Source organism: Streptococcus sp. A22, assembly GCF_043674215.1.
GTDB classification, from domain to species: Bacteria; Bacillota; Bacilli; order Lactobacillales; family Streptococcaceae; genus Streptococcus; species Streptococcus suis_V.
Genome location: NZ_JBIMJQ010000017.1, coordinates 1 through 16,067, shown reverse-complemented (window position 1 = coordinate 16,067; position 16,067 = coordinate 1). Strand labels below are relative to the sequence as shown.

The window sequence follows — 16,067 nt, the reverse complement described above, 5'->3', positions numbered from 1 at the left end:
CTGTGCCTTTATGATATAATGAGTAGTTGAAAGGAATGTGCTATGATAAGAGAAGATACTCGATTTCCCATCATTTCAGACAATGAGCCCCTGATTGAGGCCAGCCCTCAGATGCTTCTCTATGAGGAGAGCGATTTGATTTCAAATATTAAGGGACCTTATCAGGACAAGGTGTTTGAAGCCAGTGGCAGTCAGGAACCAGCGGTGAAACCTGTTCCAGAGCAGACGGAAGACGAGCTCTTGCCCCCTTTATTTGCTACCAAGAGGTCGCATTATTCCAGACGAGACCGAAATCTTCACAGACCGGTCCAGCATGCGGAGCGGAAGACCCAGGGGCAGTTAGCCAGGGAAGTAGCCAAAGAAGATATTAAAAAGAAACGTTCAGCTAGCTATTTGAAGGATGATTTTATCGGAAGCAAGCCTAAAAAAGTTTCAACTGTCCAGCCTACTCCTCGCAAGGAAGCGACTGGCAATCTTCTGGCCAATCTAGCTGACCGCTTGCGCCAAGAAAGCTATATTTTAGCAGATCTGCCAGAAGTCTATTCTTTAAAAAAAGAGGACCGGGTGCAGGAAAAAACATCAAGCAACCAGTCCTTTGATTTCCTCAAGAGAAGTCAGGTCTACAATTATCCGGAAAGACGTGCCTTTCGTGATAAGCAGGTTGCTCAAGAACTCAATTTGACACATATAGAAGAGGATTAAGATGACAAAAAACTATCATTTTATTGGTATTAAGGGTTCGGGCATGAGTGCGCTGGCTCTTATGCTCCACCAAATGGGCCACAAGGTTCAAGGAAGTGACGTAGATAAGTATTACTTTACCCAGCGTGGGCTGGAGCAAGCTGGAATTCCTATCCTGCCCTTCGATGAAAAAAATATTACTGCCGATGTGGAGCTGATTGCTGGTAATGCCTTCCGTCCAGACAATAACGTGGAAATCGCCTATGCGGATGCGAATGGCTACAGCTACAAGCGTTACCACGAGTTCCTGGGCCAATTCATGAAGGAATTTACTAGCCTAGGTGTGGCTGGTGCCCACGGTAAGACGTCAACTACAGGTCTCTTGGCCCATGTTATGCGCAATATCACGGATACCTCATACTTAATCGGTGATGGTACAGGTCGTGGTTCTGCCAATGCCCAATACTTTGTTTTTGAGTCAGATGAATATGAGCGTCATTTTGCTCCATATTACCCAGAGTACAGCATTATCACCAACATTGACTTTGACCATCCGGACTATTTCACTAGCCTTGAGGATGTCTTCAATGCCTTCAATGACTATGCCAAGCAGGTTAAAAAAGGTCTTTTCCTCTATGGTGAGGATGAGGAATTGCGTAAGATTACAGCCAATGCGCCGATTTACTACTATGGTTTCGGTGATGAGAATGACTTTGTAGCCTATGATTTGCGTCCGTCAACCACAGGTTCGCAGTTCAAGGTGCGCTACAAGGACCAGGAATTGGGTGAGTTTCAAATTCCAACCTTCGGTAAGCACAATGTCATGAATGCGACAGCGGTTATTGCCAATCTCCATATTGCTGGTTTTGATTTGAGCTTGGTAGCTCAACATCTCAAGACTTTTGCTGGTGTCAAGCGTCGCTTTACTGAGAAAATTGTCAACGATACGGTTATCATTGATGACTTCGCCCATCATCCAACGGAAATCATTGCGACTATTGATGCCGCCCGTCAAAAGTACCCAAGCAAGGAATTGGTGGCTATTTTCCAACCCCACACCTTTACGCGGACCATTGCCCTTTTGGATGAATTTGCGGAGGCCTTGAATGGGGCGGATGCGGTTTATCTGGCACAGATTTACGGATCAGCGCGTGAGACAGATAACGGTGAGGTCAAGGTAGAGGATTTGGCGGCTAAAATTACGAAAAAAGGTGGGCTGGTGACGGTTGAAAATACTTCTCCACTCTTGGACCATGACAATGCGGTCTATGTCTTCATGGGGGCAGGGGATATTCAGTCCTATGAATATTCATTTGAGCGTCTCTTGTCAAATTTGACACATAATGTACAATAAAAAAAAGGGACTGCGGTCCCTTTTCTGATACTGGGGGAAATAATATGGAAATTCGTTTTGCGCAGCCGGGTGACTTGCCTGGTATTTTGCGGCTTGAGCAGGAAAATTTTATTCCTGAGGAGCAGATTTCAGAGCCTGTTTTGGCGGCTTATGCTGCAAATAGTAGCCAGTCTAGTCTCGTTATGATTCACGAGGGAGAAGTAGCGGCTTATTTGTTAGCCTGTCCCGCAGAAGAGAAGCTGGTGACGGATGCTATTTTTGAGCTGACAAACTCTGCTGACTTGAAAGGACGATACTTGCACATTGCTAGCCTGTCAGTGGACAATGCCTACAAGGGTCAGGGGCTTGGTACCCTACTCACGGCTGCCTTGAAAGAAGTCGCAAGGTCAAGAGATATGGAGGGGATTGCTTTAACTTGTAAGGAATATTTGCTCAACTATTATGAGCGTAATGGCTTTGAGGATATGGGACCATCCCAGTCACAGTTTGGCGGTGGCCAGTGGTTTGACATGTATTGGTCTGTGCCATAGTAGGGGGGAACCAAGGCGACTTTGGCATCAAGACTTCATTTCTGTACTTCCGCGCCAGCAATTGTTGGGACAGCATAGAGAATGTTGTGCCTTACGAGGTGCAGGTTGGGGACGTCCTCATGCGACGGTCAACTATGTCTTTACCCATTCTCCGACTAAATTGTTTCAATATTATAAGATGATCATGCAGGAGATGGAGAAAAGAGGTTACAAGGTGTCGGCCGAATGGCAGGAGTCGACCTATCGTGGGAAGAAGGAAGCGTATTATAGTGAGGTTGAAGAAATTCCACTGACCAGTCCTATTTATTCAGAGCATGACGTATTTTACTTGGAAGAATGTCTGGTCAATTTGCGGGACAAGGGGATTTTTCTGTAAATCATACGTTAAACACAAAAAATCAGCCCAGAGGACTGACTTTTAGGAGATTTATGAAAAATTTTAGGATACACTTATAGTATAAAGGAATTTTCAGAATATTCATCGGTCTTAGGACCGATTTGTATTATTTTTTTTGAAGGAGGAAAAAGATGATTAGACCAGCTCAGTTACAAGACATTCCATCACTGGAAAGCCTGCTTGAGGAGATTTTACAGGTTCATCATGTGGGAAGACCTGATATTTTTAGGGAAAGTGGGCAAAAATATTCGCAGGCAGACTTGACTTCCATGATTGGAAATCCAGACCAGCTAATTTTTGTCTATGAAACGGCGGGACAGGTAGTTGGGCATCTCTTTTGCCAAATTCAAGAGGCACAGAGTCAGGTATTACAGCCTGTAAAAACGCTCTTCATAGATGATTTGTGTGTGTCATCGCAGGTTCGCGGTCAGGGAATTGGTAAGGAACTCTATGCTTTTGCTCTTTCTTATGCCAAGGAAAGTGGTTGCTACAATATAACGTTGGATGTTTGGGCGGATAATACGAAGTCAGTCGCATTTTATGAGCAACTAGGGTTGAAACCGCAGAAGATACGGATGGAGGAAGTATTATAAAAGAACTCAACTATTTCAGTCGAGTTCTTTAATAAATTCTCCTATTTTTTTAACAATTTCTGTTACTAAGGCATTACCCATGAAAAACATTCGCATTTTATCAGAAAAGTCAACAATAGTTCCGTCAGAAAGTTTTTTCTTAGCTGTCCAATCGTCTGGAAAGTCTTGCAGTCGTTCTGCTTCAATAGGTGTAATGAGGCGGTAACGCCCATTGACTTTTAAGAAGTGGGTAGAGCGATTGACAGTCCCCTCTGATGTTAGCATAAAAAATACCCTGATTAGTCAGGGTGTAAAAATCGCACATAACCTTGGAACAATATCTGAACAGCCTTACAGATAGTCTGCTCTTTTACGCAGTTCCTCGGTTTGATGTAAAAAGGCGTAGTCTCTTACAGCGTCTAGAAAAATACCACACAGTAGACCTTGGTTTTAGAAACCTATTGCTCCCAGATCATCAGGAAGATATTGGACATATGATTGAAAATATTGTATTTCTGGAGCTATGTCGACGTTATAGCAAGGCCTATGTTGGCAATGTCGATAAGTACGAGGTGGATTTCATTGCCGTCACGGAGCAGGGGCATTGTGCCTACTACCAAGTCAGTGAAACAACTCTTGAGCCTGAAACGCTTGAAAGGGAATTGCGTCCGCTGCAGAAGATTTCAGACAACTACCCCAAGTATATACTGACTATGGATACTATTCAACCCTATGCAAATTATGGCGGTATCGAGAAGATGAGCCTGCTAGACTGGTTAGTGGAGGCTAAAAAAAGAGTCACCCCTCTTTTTTTAGTTTCTTCTCATTTCTTCTAACAATTTCTGTGCTGTCTCCAGATTGCTGTGTTTTTTTTGGCGCAGGAGGTGGGCTAGGTGGTCGACCTCCTTTTCGTGGGCGCCGGCAAGCAGGGCCAGGGATTTGGCATGGAGTTTCATGTGTCCCTGTTGGATACCAGTTGTGACCAAGGCGCGCAGAGCAGCGAAGTTCTGGCTGAGACCGACAGCGGCTATGATAGAGGCTAGTTGCCGCGCCTGTGGATGTCCCAAAATAGCAAAAGCTGCTTGAACCTTAGGATTGAGGCCAATTGAACCACCGACGGTAGCGATAGGCAGGGGCAGTGTGATGGAACCCACCAGCTCCTCGCCTTGGATAGTCCATGTCGAAAGACCGCGATATTGTCCGTCGCGACTGGCATAGGCGTGAGCGCCTGCCTCAACAGCCCGCCAGTCATTTCCCGTCGCAAGTACAAGGGCGTCAAGGCCGTTAAAAATCCCCTTATTGTGGGTGGCTGCCCGATAAGGGTCCACCTGAGCCAGTTTGCTGGCAAGGCTTATTTTTTTTGCCGTTTCTTGGGCAATGGCAGAGCTGATTGCTAGACTTGAGATGGCTATCCGACATTCTGCGGTCACTAGGGACTCCGTTGCATAGTTGGACAGAATCCCCATCAAGGCCTGACCTTGCGATAGAGTTTCCAAATGTTCTTTTATCCCTTCCAACATATTATTTAACATATTGGCGCCCATGGCCTCTTGGACGTCGACCTGCAAGTAAACAATCAGAAATTCATCCTTTTGCTCAACGGTAATCTTTCTAGCGCCACCGCCTCGTTTGACAATAGATGGATGTGCGTCGTTGGCTAGTTGGAGCAGTTCTTCTTCCGCCTGACCAATGAGCTGACTGGCTCTGTCCATGTCAGGAACGTCGTAGAGTGCGACTTGACCAATCATAAGGCGGTTGTGGATAGTGGTGGAAAAACCGCCCGATTTGGCAATCATTTTTCCACCTAGCGAGCAAGCGGCAACGACAGAGGGTTCTTCCGTGACCATGGGAATGCTGTAGCTGACACCGTCAACCAGCAATTCAGGTACGACCGAGAAGGGCAAGGAGAAGGTTCCAAGGTGATTCTCAGCCATTTTTCCTGCAACGGTTTCTGGGAGATTATCATCTTGTTGGAGAATGGCAATGGTTTTCTCATCTAGCTGACGAGCATGAGCTAGCAAGTCTATGCGTTCAAGCCGCGTTTTTTTGTAATATCCTGAGAAATGGGACATGATTTCCTCTTTCTATATGAGAAAAGCACCCTGGCTTGGCCAAGGGTGCCAGTTACTAACTAGTTTTTGATATAGATTCGTCTGTGGTCTTGGATTTTAGCTAGAGCAAATGGACTTTGGTCAGCAGGCAAGTCAGTAGAAGTGCCTGTTTCATCCAATTCAATTTCTTCAAAGAAGATTTGTTCGTATTGGTCCATGCTCAAGCGTGTCCGCTGGTTGAGCTTTTCTAAGCGGTCCATTTCCAAGTGCTCTTGGTAGCCTTCGACTAGGCGGCCGCTAAAGATTTCACAGACAGCTCCGCTACCATAGCTATAAAAGAGGACTTGATCATCTGCCTTGAGCGCTCTGCTATTTTCCAAAAGGGAAAGGAGAGAAAGGAAAATCGAGCCAGTGTAGATGTTGCCGACCACCTTGTTGTAAACGATGGCCTCTCGGAAGCGGTCAGAGAGGCGGGTCAGGGTTTCCTCGTCCTTGGCAATGGCTTGGAGGCCCTTGAGCCCCTGCTTTGAGAATGGGATATGGAGGCACATAGCCGCGAAGTCGCTGAGCTGTTGCCCAGTTTTCTCTTGGTAGTGGTCGAAGGTAGTAGTCAAGCAGTCAGTGTATTGTTCGGTTGAAAATTTGCCGTCAACACGCGGATATTTGTCATAGTTGGGACGCCAGAAGTCGTAGATGTCGCGGGTTTGGCAGACATTGTCATTGTTGAGGACCATGATGCGTGGGTCAGCAGTGACCAGCATGGCAACAGCGCCCGCACCTTGAGTTGGTTCACCGCCTGATGCGATACCGTATTTGGCAATATCACTGGCGATGACCAGAACTTTGGAGTCAGGAAATTGGTTGATGTGGCTTTTGGCTAGGCTGAGTCCGGCAGTTGCACCGTAGCAGGCCTCTTTCATTTCGATAGACCGTGCAAAGGGTTGAATACCGAGGAGTCCATGAATAGCCACGGCTGCAGCCTTACTCTGGTCAACACTTGATTCGGTACCAACGATGACCATGTCAATAGTTGCTTTATCTTCTTCGGTCAAGATGCTAGCCGCAGCCTGTGCCCCTAAGGTCACGATGTCTTGAGTCACAGGAGCCACAGCCATTTCAGACTGGAGCAATCCGATTTTAAATTTATTAGGATCAACAGAGCGGGCTTGGGCTAAGTCAGCCAAATCTAATACAAAATCAGGTGCCGCAAAACCGATTTTATCAATACCAATATTCATAAAAATTCCTTTGTTTACAAGTGATTTATCTTGTGGTCGCCTTGGAAATGATGAGGGAAATTCCCTGACCGCCTCCGATACAGAGTGAGCAGAGGCCTAGATTTCCATTGCGTTTTTCTAATTCGTGGATCAGCGTCACCAGGATGCGGCTACCGCTGGCACCGATAGGGTGTCCGAGTGCGATTGCACCTCCGTTAACGTTGACCTTATCTGCTGGGATGCCCAATTCCTTGACAATAGGAATGGACTGGGCAGCGAAGGCCTCATTGATTTCAAACAAATCAATGTCGTCCACTGTTTTTCCGAGTTTTTGTAGAGCTTTCTGGCTAGCTGGAATTGGTCCCAAGCCCATGTAGGCTGGGTCCAATCCGCTAGTCGCATAGGCCTCGATGAAGGCTAGAGGCTGGACATTCAACTCCTTAGCCTTCTCTTCTGACATGAGAACGAGAACTGCGCAGCCGTCATTGATACCAGAGGCGTTGGCAGCTGTCACTGTTCCGTCTTTCTTGAAAGCAGGGCGGAGTGTTGCTAATTTATCAAGAGGTGTCAATCGTGGGTATTCATCTGAATCAAATATGACTTCTCCCTTGCAGGTTTGAAGGCTAATTGGGACAATTTCATCTGCGAATGTGCCTTGGGCGATAGCCTGAGCAGCTTTTTCTTGGCTGGCAAAGGCGAAGGCGTCCTGTTCTTCACGAGTGACCTGATACCGCTCTGCAACATTTTCAGCGGTAATGCCCATGTGGTAGCCCTCAAAAGCATCCGTCAGACCGTCGGTCAGCATAGAATCTTCTAATTCCAAGTGTCCGAATTTAGCACCGAATCGGCTGTTCTTCGACAGGTAGGGGGCTTGGCTCATGATTTCAATACCACCTGCAACGACGACTTCATTGTCGCCTAGCATGATAGACTGGGCTGCGAGCAAGACGGATTTGAGACCGGAACCGCAGACCTTATTAACCGAATAAGCAGAAGTTTCTTGCGGAAGTCCTGCTTTGACAGCAATTTGGCGGGCAATATTTTGCCCCTGACCAGCAGAAAGGACATTGCCAAAGATGACCTCGTCAATGCTCTCCGCTGGGATATTCTTTTTCTCTAGCGCCTGCTTGAGAACCTGGGCTCCCAAGTCGGCGATTTCTATATCTTTTAGACTACCTCCGAAACTGCCAATGGCAGAGCGGTAGGCAGACACGATAGCTACTTTATTCATGAGTACTCCGTGTTCAATATTATTGTTCAGTTCGCAAAAGATAAAAAAGTCCGGCATTTCTAGAGTGCGGAATCTCCTCTTGGATCTGTCGTGTTCAGCCTAACTATTATATCATGTTTTTGGCATAATGGATAAGAAGAAGGATAGGTCTGAGGGCTGAATTTTCAAGAAAGAAAAATGTAAGCGTAAACAGCTTGTGGAAAAACTAGCATTTTTTACGCAATTCGTGTAAAATAGAGAAGTACAAGAGGGCAACCTCAAAATAAAAAGGAGAATCCATATAATGGTAAAATTGGTTTTTGCTCGCCATGGTGAGTCTGAATGGAACAAAGCTAACCTTTTCACTGGTTGGGCTGATGTTGATTTGTCTGAAAAAGGTACACAACAAGCAATTGATGCTGGTAAATTAATCAAAGAAGCAGGTATCGAATTTGACCTTGCTTATACATCTGTTTTGAAACGTGCTATCAAGACTACAAACTTGGCTCTTGAAGCTGCAGATCAATTATGGGTACCAGTTGAAAAATCATGGCGTTTGAACGAACGTCACTACGGTGGTTTGACTGGCTTGAACAAAGCTGAAGCAGCTGCAGAATTTGGTGATGAGCAAGTGCACATCTGGCGTCGTTCTTATGATACTTTGCCACCAGAAATGGCTAAAGATCATGAGCATTCAGCACACACTGACCGTCGCTATGCCCACCTTGATGACTCAGTTATCCCAGATGCTGAAAACTTGAAAGTAACGCTTGAGCGCGCTCTTCCATTCTGGGAAGACAAAATTGCTCCAGCATTGAAAGACGGTAAAAACGTGTTCGTAGGTGCACACGGTAACTCAATCCGTGCCCTTGTAAAACACATCAAACAATTGTCTGATGATGAAATCATGGATGTGGAAATCCCTAACTTCCCACCACTTGTGTTCGAATTGGACGAAAACCTCAACATCGTGGAAGAGTACTACTTGGAAGCGTAATTGGTTGGACACCTGGACTTCGGTCTGGGTGTTTTTTGATGCTCGGATAAAATTATCACACTTATAACCATGTTTGCACAACAACTGAATTCGTATATCAATAAATTATTAAGTGGATATATCCAGTTAATGCTTGAAATTAAAATCATTCTATGATAGACTTCCTTTTGTAAGCGTTCCAATATGGATGATGTAGGTTTAGGAGGATGCATCAAAAGGAACACAATATAATTAAAATAATAAAAAAGAGAGGTCGATGTTAAATGAATAAATTTTCAAAGCAACTATTTGATAAGCGGCAACGTTTTTCTATCCGACGTTTTACTGTCGGTGTGGCTTCAGTTGCGATTGGTTGCGTTTTGCTAGGAACAGGTAACCAAGTAGTATTGGCAGAGACTGGGATTCTTCAAGATCCAGCTGGGAATGAACTAGGAGATACAGGTCACATTAGTGAACCAGGAGCACCTGATGCAGGGGGAACTGTAGATACAGGTGGAGCAACTGAGACTGTTCAAGCAGAGGGTCAGCCTGTAGCCGAAAATGTAACCGCTAACAATTCTGATTCCCTGACACGGAGCGCAGTTGTTGCCGAAGTAACTGGTGCCAGTGTAGAAGTTGCTTCTGAACGTATCACTGTGGTGCCTCAAGAAGAGGTTTATCAACCAGGTGAGACGCCGGTAAATCTCATAGATGGTAATGCTGGAACTTTAACAGAGCTTGAATGGTATGAAACTCAAACACTTCCGCAAACAATAGATTTTCTTTTTGATCAAGCTTTGACCTTGGACAAAATGGAAATTCATAAACGGACGCCAGGAAATGGAACTTTAACAAAATATAAGGTAGAGGCATTTGTTGGTCAGACCAGTGTTTATCAATCAGATGAAGTAGCTGTTCCTTTTGAATTAGAGAGAGTGGAACATCATTTCGACTTGCCACAGGATGTGGATCGAGTGAGTTTAACCTTGTTGGAAGCTATGGTTGGTCCGAATAGCGTTAACAATCGAATGCTGACATTAAAAGATGTTGCATTTTATGAATTATCCAAAACTTTCTCAGGTAAGAAGGTTGCAAATGAGAGATTATCTGTTTCTGGCACTACTGAAAAATACCAACCTGGCAATGGTCTCGAACATTTGATTGATGGAAATGATGCTACTCTGACAGAATTTGCTTACAGTCTCACTGATGGTCAACTCCCAGAAGATATTACTGTGACATTGGATTCACAGTCAGAAATTACTGGTTTTGCCCTTCATAAACGGTTTGCTAGCAATGGTTCCTTGACTAAATATCAAGTCATCTCTTATCTAGGCGACCAAGTTGTAGAAGATTTGGGCCAAATTGAAGTACCGTTTGCGACAACTTTGTCTACGAAATCACTCTCTGGCGCTCCAGTCGATAAGCTTATTTTCCGTATTTTGGAAGCCAAGTCTTGGGACCAACAGCTTGCTCCGCATCAATTGACACTTAGAGAATTGGAATTATTTGAAAAAGAATCATCCCCTGAAGTAATCGAACAACCAAAAGATGAGCCGACTACTAGTCAGCCTACTCAGACGCTTCCTCCGGCTGAGAGTAATGAAGGCTTTGTTCGACCTGATAATGCGGTGGGGGCAATTACGGATTTCCAATTAGTAGATGGTATAGCTCGGATTCGCTATTCAACAGGGCAAGAAGCACAAGTACAACTTTACAATGACCATGTTTTCCGTTATTATATTGACCCAACTGGCGAGTTTCAAGAAGTACCAGATCCAAGTCGTGAGGATCGCCCGGCTATTATTGCCACAAAAAATTATGCTAACTACAAGAGCCAGTACAATGAAACAGGACGCTTAATTACAGAGGACAGTCGCTACATTATTGAGACAGACAAGATATGGTTGATTTTTGACAAGGAAACAGCTGAGTTATCTATCTACGACCGTATTAATGATCGTTATGTGACAAGAGAAGTGGCTCCAATCCAACTTTCAGCGGGTGGTACGACTCAAACTCTCAGTCAAGATGCTAATGAATATTTCTTTGGCGGCGGTATGCAAAATGGTCGATTTACACATAAGGGTAAATCTATCAATATCGTTAACGAGAACAACTGGGTAGACGGTGGCGTGGCTTCTCCAAGTCCATTTTATTGGTCAACAAATGGTTATGGTGTGGTTCGTAGCACCTTTAGACCTGGGGTATATGATTTTGGTACGAAGGACTCAAGTCAGATTACGACAGTCCACAGTGAGAATCGTTTCGATGCTTATTATATGGTCAATACTAGTCCTGTTGATATTATCAAAGATTACCAGGAATTAACGGGAGAACCGGTTGTCTTACCAGAATATGCACTGTACTTGGGTCACTTGAATGCCTATAACCGTGATTTCTGGGTAGAGGTAGCAGAAGGAACGCCTGGTGCCATCGAATTGGATGGTAAGTGGTATCGTGAGTATCAACCAGCACAATTGCCTGAAAATCTGCGTGACCAAGCAACCCAGGAAACTCTTAATGGTGAGGGTGATAGCTATGCTTTCTCTGCACGGGCCATTATTGACCGCTATAAAAAACTTGATATGCCATTGGCTTGGTTCCTTCCAAACGACGGTTACGGTGCAGGCTATGGCCAAGAAGATACCTTAGATGGTAACATTGCCAATCTGAAAAAATTTGTTGACTATGCTAATGCCCATGGTATTAAAGTTGGTCTATGGACTCAGTCTGACTTGGTAGATACGGATCCTGCTAAGGACGTTGTTCTCCATCGTGATATTGATAAGGAAGTTGGCGAGGCAGGCATTCGAGCAATCAAGACAGACGTAGCTTGGGTAGGATACGGTTATTCCTTTGGTCTGAATGGTGTTGATGAGGGTGCCAAACGCTTGACGCAACAAAGTGGATCTGATGAGGCACGTCCATTTATCGTTTCGCTCGATGGCTGGGCAGGTACTCAACGGAGTGCAGCTATCTGGAGCGGGGACCAATCTGGAGGTCAATGGGAATACATTCGTTTCCATATTCCAACTTATATCGGTTTAGGCTTGTCTGGTAATCCAAACATGGGTTCCGACATGGATGGTATCTTCGGTGGTGCAGACCCGATTATCAATGCGCGTGATTATCAATGGAAGATGTTTACCTCTATTATGATGAACATGGATGGCTGGGGAGCGAAGCCGAAGAATCCGTATGTTTTTGGAGATCGCATTGCGGATATTAACCGTATGTCTCTTAAACAAAAATCAACCTTTATGCCATATGCCTACTCTATTGGTCATGAGGCTGCTGAGACTGGTAAGCCAATCGTTCGTGCTATGTTCATTGATTTCCCAGAGGATACTATCAACTACACTAAAGATGTTCAGTATCAGTACATGTACGGTAGCAATATCTTGGTAGCTCCTGTTTATCAAAATACAGCTATGGCTGAAAATGGAGATGATGTACGTAACAATATTGTTCTTCCGGGTAGCGATGAGGAGTGGATTGACTGGTATACAGGTGAAAAATATGCCGGCGGTCAAGTCCTGAATGGTTTTGCAGCTCCTCTTTGGAAGGCACCTGTCTTTGTTCGAAATGGTGCTATCATTCCGATGACCAATCCAAACAACAATCCGACGGAAATTGATCGTAAGAATCGTCTGGTTACATTCTATCCACATGGAGAAACCAGTTTTACCCTCTATGAAGATGATGGAACAAGTGTTGGTTATAAAGAAGGTCAGTTAGCTAAGACTGTTATTGAAAGTCAGGCTGGAAATTCAAACGAAAAAGGCCAAGTTGTTCTGACAATCAGCCAAACGCAAGGCGATTTTACTGGCTTTGAAAAGGTTAAAACAACTGAACTGCATGTCAATGTTTCTGAAGATGTAACTGGTGTACGTGCTACTATCGGTGGTCGTGATGTGATGCTTCAACGTGTAACGACGCTTGAAGATTACCAGAATGGAAGCAACGTTTACTTCTACCACAGTAATCCGTTGTTGGATACTTATAATCCAAGAAGCTCAGAAATTCAAGATCTGCAAGTTGTCCGTAATGATTTGCTCAAGATTAAATTAGAGGAAGCAGATGTCACTCAAAATGCTGTTATCGTGACATTGGACGGATTTGTCAATGCTAATGAACCGGTTGACGTTCCGGAAGATTTGGTATTGCCAACTGTTCCGCTAAACTTTGCTGTACCAGAAGATGGGATTTCATCTACCTCTATTCGTGTGGAATGGACACCAGTAGAAAATGCGGATAGCTATGATATTGAAAAGGATGGTGTTCGTTATACTGGTATTACTGGAGATAACTTTGTCTTTGGTGACTTGAACTTTGGTTCTACGCATCAATTCCGCATTCGTGCAGTCAATGCGCGTGGGGTATCAGACTGGTCTGACCTTATTTCGGCTCAAACAGACGAAGATCCATGGGCAGATGCTATTGAAAATATTAAAGTAGCAACAAATATTACGGCTCAATCTGGACAAGAAATTGACAAACTCTTTGACAAGGAACTAGGCAACCAATTCCATAGTAAATGGGGTCACGCTGTAAGCTACCCATCCATCATTGAAATGGATCTGGGAGGAATCTATCAAGTTGACCGTTTGGAATACTATCCACGTAACGATGGTGGCCAAAATGGGCGTATCACGAAAACTTACTTCTCTGTGAGTGAAGATGGTGTGAATTGGACAACGGATCAATACTATTCTATCTGGGAAAATGATAATAAGGCCAAAATCTATAACTTCACTGTACCACAGGCCCGTTATGTTAAGATGATTATTGATGGAGGTGTTGGTAACTTCATTTCTGGTGAAGAATTGTTAGTGTTCAAAAAACCTGGCAGTCGTATGCAGGTACCTGGAGATATCAGTAATGATGGCAAGATTACAGAAGATGATAAAACATCCTTCCTAAACTATAGTGGTCTTCGTACAGTTGACAGCGATTTTGATTATATCAGTCATGCTGATAGTAACAAGAACGGTTTGATTGATGCATATGATATTAGTGTCGCGGCTGTCCAACTCGAAGGTGGTGTAACGAATCCATCACAAGTTGCGCCAAGTGGTACACTCTATCTGGCTGCAGATCAATTGACTTTAGCCAAAGGAGAAGAAACTTCTGTTTATCTAATGGCGAATGATTTGTCTGCGGTCAATGCACTTACATCAACCTTTATGATTGATGGATCTGTATTTGAGGTAGTAGGTGATGTCGTTGCTAATCAAGATTTCACAAAAGATGCTGAAAACTTCTCTAGAATACGTACCCGTTCAAACCAAACAAATGTCGTCTTTAGTTTTGTAAACTTTGGTGAAAAAGAACTACTTGAAGGTTCAGGTAGAGTAGCAGCTGTTCGTCTACGTGCCTTAACTGATGCGTCCTTGAACTTTAACAGCCAAGATGGGATTCTAGTAGGTAATGATTTACGCTCAGTGACAATCACGGATGAACCAGTTCGTCAGGCAAAAGCTTATACAGCAGTTCCTGCTAGTCCTAGCGATGTGGTAGCAACTCGTGCAACAAGTGCCAGCATTAGTCTTGCTTGGACTGGCGATGAACAGGCCTTTGACTATTTGGTGGAGCAAGAGGCAGATGGTGGTTTTGTTGCAATTGGTCGGACAGAAAATACTCACTTTGATGTGCACAATCTTTTGCCAACCACAAGTTATCGATTCCGTGTAATAGCCCGTAATCTACTAGGTTCTTCAGAAGCATCTGAGGTTCTCGAGACCAATACAATTGCTAAAGATCCAAGCTTGAAAGTAGCAATTGTCAATGCAACTGCAAGCACGGCTGAACAAGCAAATGAACCATTAACCAATCTTTACGATGGTGATGATAATACACTTTACCATAGTGATTGGAACAATAATCGTGCTGTTCCGTCAAGTCTAGTTATTGATTTGGGAGAAAGTACAGCTGTCGATTACCTAATTTATCGTCCTCGCGATAACGCTGGTAATGGAAATATTACTGGATTGAGCCTTGAAATTAGTCAAGATGGTGAGACATGGCAAGCAGTCGGTGAACCGACAACATGGCTTCGTAATGCTAACGAAAAAGCTGCTCTTCTACCAGAGGAGACCGTTACTCGCTACATCAAGATTAACTGGCTATCAAGTGTGGGTGGCTATGTATCTGGTAATGAGTTGACTGTCATGGCGCCAGCAGCAGTCGTTGAAGAAGAATTGGTGACTGATAAGCTTGAGCCAGCCTACCATGAAGTTCCTGCCTTTGATCTAACAGCCGATGATGATCAAGATGGATTCAGCAATGAAGCAGAACTTCTAGCAGGCACAGACTATGCAGATCCAGCTTCTTACCCAGTCGTTGAAGAAGAATTGGTGACTGATAAGCTTGAGCCAGCCTACCATGAAGTTCCTGCCTTTGATCTAACAGCCGATGATGATCAAGATGGATTCAGCAATGAAGCAGAACTTCTAGCAGGCACAGACTATGCAGATCCAGCTTCTTACCCAGTCGTTGAAGAAGAATTGGTGACTGATAAGCTTGAGCCAGCCTACCATGAAGTTCCTGCCTTTGATCTAACAGCTGATGATGATCAAGATGGATTCAGCAATGAAGCAGAACTTCTAGCAGGTACAGACTATGCAGATCCAGCTTCTTACCCAATTGCTGAAGACGAATTGGTAACGGAAAAAGGGGAACCGGCTTATCACTATTTGCCAGCCTTTGAGTTCAAAGTACCAGCTGCACCTGTTACTACTTCAACAGTAGCTAGTCCAGAACCGGTTTCAACTTCTGAACTCTCAGTTCCAACTGGGTCAGTAAGTCCAGCTTCAGCAACTCAATCAGAATCTGCTAGCTTGCCAAATACCGGAGATAGTCAATCAGGCCTTGCTCTTATTGGTCTGACAGGTCTGGGTCTTCTAGGATTTGTAGCTCGCAAAAGAAAACATAGTTGATAGGGAGTGTTCATGACCATTGGTCTCAGGGGCAATAGGAAGTGAGCATCAACTATATAAGGGCTCTTTGTCAACTGTAGTGGGTAGGTGAAAAGCTAACACCTAGAGAGGACGAAATTCGTTCTCTCTTTTTGTATA

General features: G+C 44.4%; 10 protein-coding genes and 2 pseudogenes. 8 read left to right on the top strand and 4 right to left on the bottom strand.

Annotated elements, in window-relative coordinates:
* Positions 1-42 precede the first annotated feature (42 nt).
* The 5 genes from ACHBHN_RS07610 (at position 43) to ACHBHN_RS07590 (ending at position 3,555) form a co-directional block, all read left to right on the top strand.
* Positions 43-702 (top strand): hypothetical protein, encoded by a 660-nt coding sequence (locus ACHBHN_RS07610; protein WP_105111240.1) that lies wholly within the window; start codon positions 43-45, stop codon positions 700-702.
* A gap of 1 nt (position 703) precedes the next feature.
* Positions 704-2,035, top strand: a complete 1,332-nt coding sequence (gene murC, locus ACHBHN_RS07605) for a UDP-N-acetylmuramate--L-alanine ligase (protein ID WP_394733889.1) — start codon at positions 704-706, stop codon at positions 2,033-2,035.
* 44 nt (positions 2,036-2,079) lie between these two features.
* On the top strand, positions 2,080-2,565 hold the full coding sequence (locus tag ACHBHN_RS07600) for a GNAT family N-acetyltransferase (protein WP_394733888.1): 486 nt from the start codon (positions 2,080-2,082) through the stop codon (positions 2,563-2,565).
* Entirely contained in the window at positions 2,555-2,941 is a 387-nt protein-coding gene (locus ACHBHN_RS07595; RefSeq protein WP_394733891.1) for a TIGR02328 family protein, read from the top strand. Before ACHBHN_RS07600 ends, ACHBHN_RS07595 begins: the two co-directional genes overlap by 11 nt.
* Before the next feature lie 152 nt (positions 2,942-3,093).
* A complete protein-coding gene (locus tag ACHBHN_RS07590; RefSeq protein WP_105123459.1) occupies positions 3,094-3,555 on the top strand; it encodes a GNAT family N-acetyltransferase in 462 nt (153 codons plus the stop codon).
* A 15-nt stretch (positions 3,556-3,570) separates the two neighbouring features.
* On the opposite strand, the pseudogene ACHBHN_RS07585 reads toward ACHBHN_RS07590, so the two are convergent.
* A pseudogene (locus ACHBHN_RS07585) lies at positions 3,571-3,819 on the bottom strand (DNA cytosine methyltransferase); the annotation flags it as partial.
* On the opposite strand from ACHBHN_RS07585, the pseudogene ACHBHN_RS07580 reads away from it, so the two are divergent.
* Positions 3,818-4,370 (top strand): annotated as a pseudogene (locus ACHBHN_RS07580) (DUF4143 domain-containing protein); the annotation flags it as partial. The pseudogenes ACHBHN_RS07585 and ACHBHN_RS07580 overlap by 2 nt on opposite strands.
* Here ACHBHN_RS07580 and ACHBHN_RS07575 read toward each other — a convergent pair.
* From ACHBHN_RS07575 to ACHBHN_RS07565, 3 genes are read right to left on the bottom strand one after another with little or no spacing between them, the layout of a single operon-like run.
* Positions 4,347-5,606: a hydroxymethylglutaryl-CoA reductase, degradative gene (locus ACHBHN_RS07575; protein ID WP_394733887.1), complete on the bottom strand. Its 1,260-nt coding sequence runs from the start codon at positions 5,604-5,606 to the stop codon at positions 4,347-4,349. The pseudogene ACHBHN_RS07580 and the gene ACHBHN_RS07575 overlap by 24 nt on opposite strands.
* Positions 5,607-5,665: 59 nt before the next feature.
* Positions 5,666-6,823, bottom strand: coding sequence for a hydroxymethylglutaryl-CoA synthase (locus ACHBHN_RS07570; RefSeq protein ID WP_394733886.1), 1,158 nt, complete (start codon positions 6,821-6,823; stop codon positions 5,666-5,668).
* A gap of 25 nt (positions 6,824-6,848) precedes the next feature.
* Complete coding sequence (locus ACHBHN_RS07565) at positions 6,849-8,033, bottom strand: acetyl-CoA C-acetyltransferase (protein ID WP_394733885.1); 1,185 nt, start codon at positions 8,031-8,033, stop codon at positions 6,849-6,851.
* A gap of 283 nt (positions 8,034-8,316) precedes the next feature.
* Between ACHBHN_RS07565 and ACHBHN_RS07560 the strand changes: the two genes are divergently transcribed.
* Both ACHBHN_RS07560 and ACHBHN_RS07555 read left to right on the top strand, forming a co-directional pair.
* The gene (locus ACHBHN_RS07560) at positions 8,317-9,009 is read left to right on the top strand and encodes a phosphoglycerate mutase (protein ID WP_318831003.1); all 693 of its coding nucleotides are present in this window, start codon (positions 8,317-8,319) and stop codon (positions 9,007-9,009) included.
* Positions 9,010-9,272: 263 nt separating this feature from the next.
* Positions 9,273-15,929: a discoidin domain-containing protein gene (locus ACHBHN_RS07555; RefSeq protein ID WP_394733884.1), complete on the top strand. Its 6,657-nt coding sequence runs from the start codon at positions 9,273-9,275 to the stop codon at positions 15,927-15,929.
* The last annotated feature ends 138 nt before the right edge of the window (positions 15,930-16,067 follow it).

Coding starts and splice junctions, on each gene's coding strand:
- ACHBHN_RS07560 (WP_318831003.1), top strand. CDS start 8,317: ATGGTAAAATTGGTTTTTGCTCGCCATGGTGAGTCTGAATGGAACAAA.
- ACHBHN_RS07610 (WP_105111240.1), top strand. CDS start 43: ATGATAAGAGAAGATACTCGATTTCCCATCATTTCAGACAATGAGCCC.
- ACHBHN_RS07600 (WP_394733888.1), top strand. CDS start 2,080: ATGGAAATTCGTTTTGCGCAGCCGGGTGACTTGCCTGGTATTTTGCGG.
- ACHBHN_RS07565 (WP_394733885.1), bottom strand. CDS start 8,033: ATGAATAAAGTAGCTATCGTGTCTGCCTACCGCTCTGCCATTGGCAGT.
- ACHBHN_RS07555 (WP_394733884.1), top strand. CDS start 9,273: ATGAATAAATTTTCAAAGCAACTATTTGATAAGCGGCAACGTTTTTCT.
- ACHBHN_RS07570 (WP_394733886.1), bottom strand. CDS start 6,823: ATGAATATTGGTATTGATAAAATCGGTTTTGCGGCACCTGATTTTGTA.
- murC (WP_394733889.1), top strand. CDS start 704: ATGACAAAAAACTATCATTTTATTGGTATTAAGGGTTCGGGCATGAGT.
- ACHBHN_RS07590 (WP_105123459.1), top strand. CDS start 3,094: ATGATTAGACCAGCTCAGTTACAAGACATTCCATCACTGGAAAGCCTG.
- ACHBHN_RS07575 (WP_394733887.1), bottom strand. CDS start 5,606: ATGTCCCATTTCTCAGGATATTACAAAAAAACGCGGCTTGAACGCATA.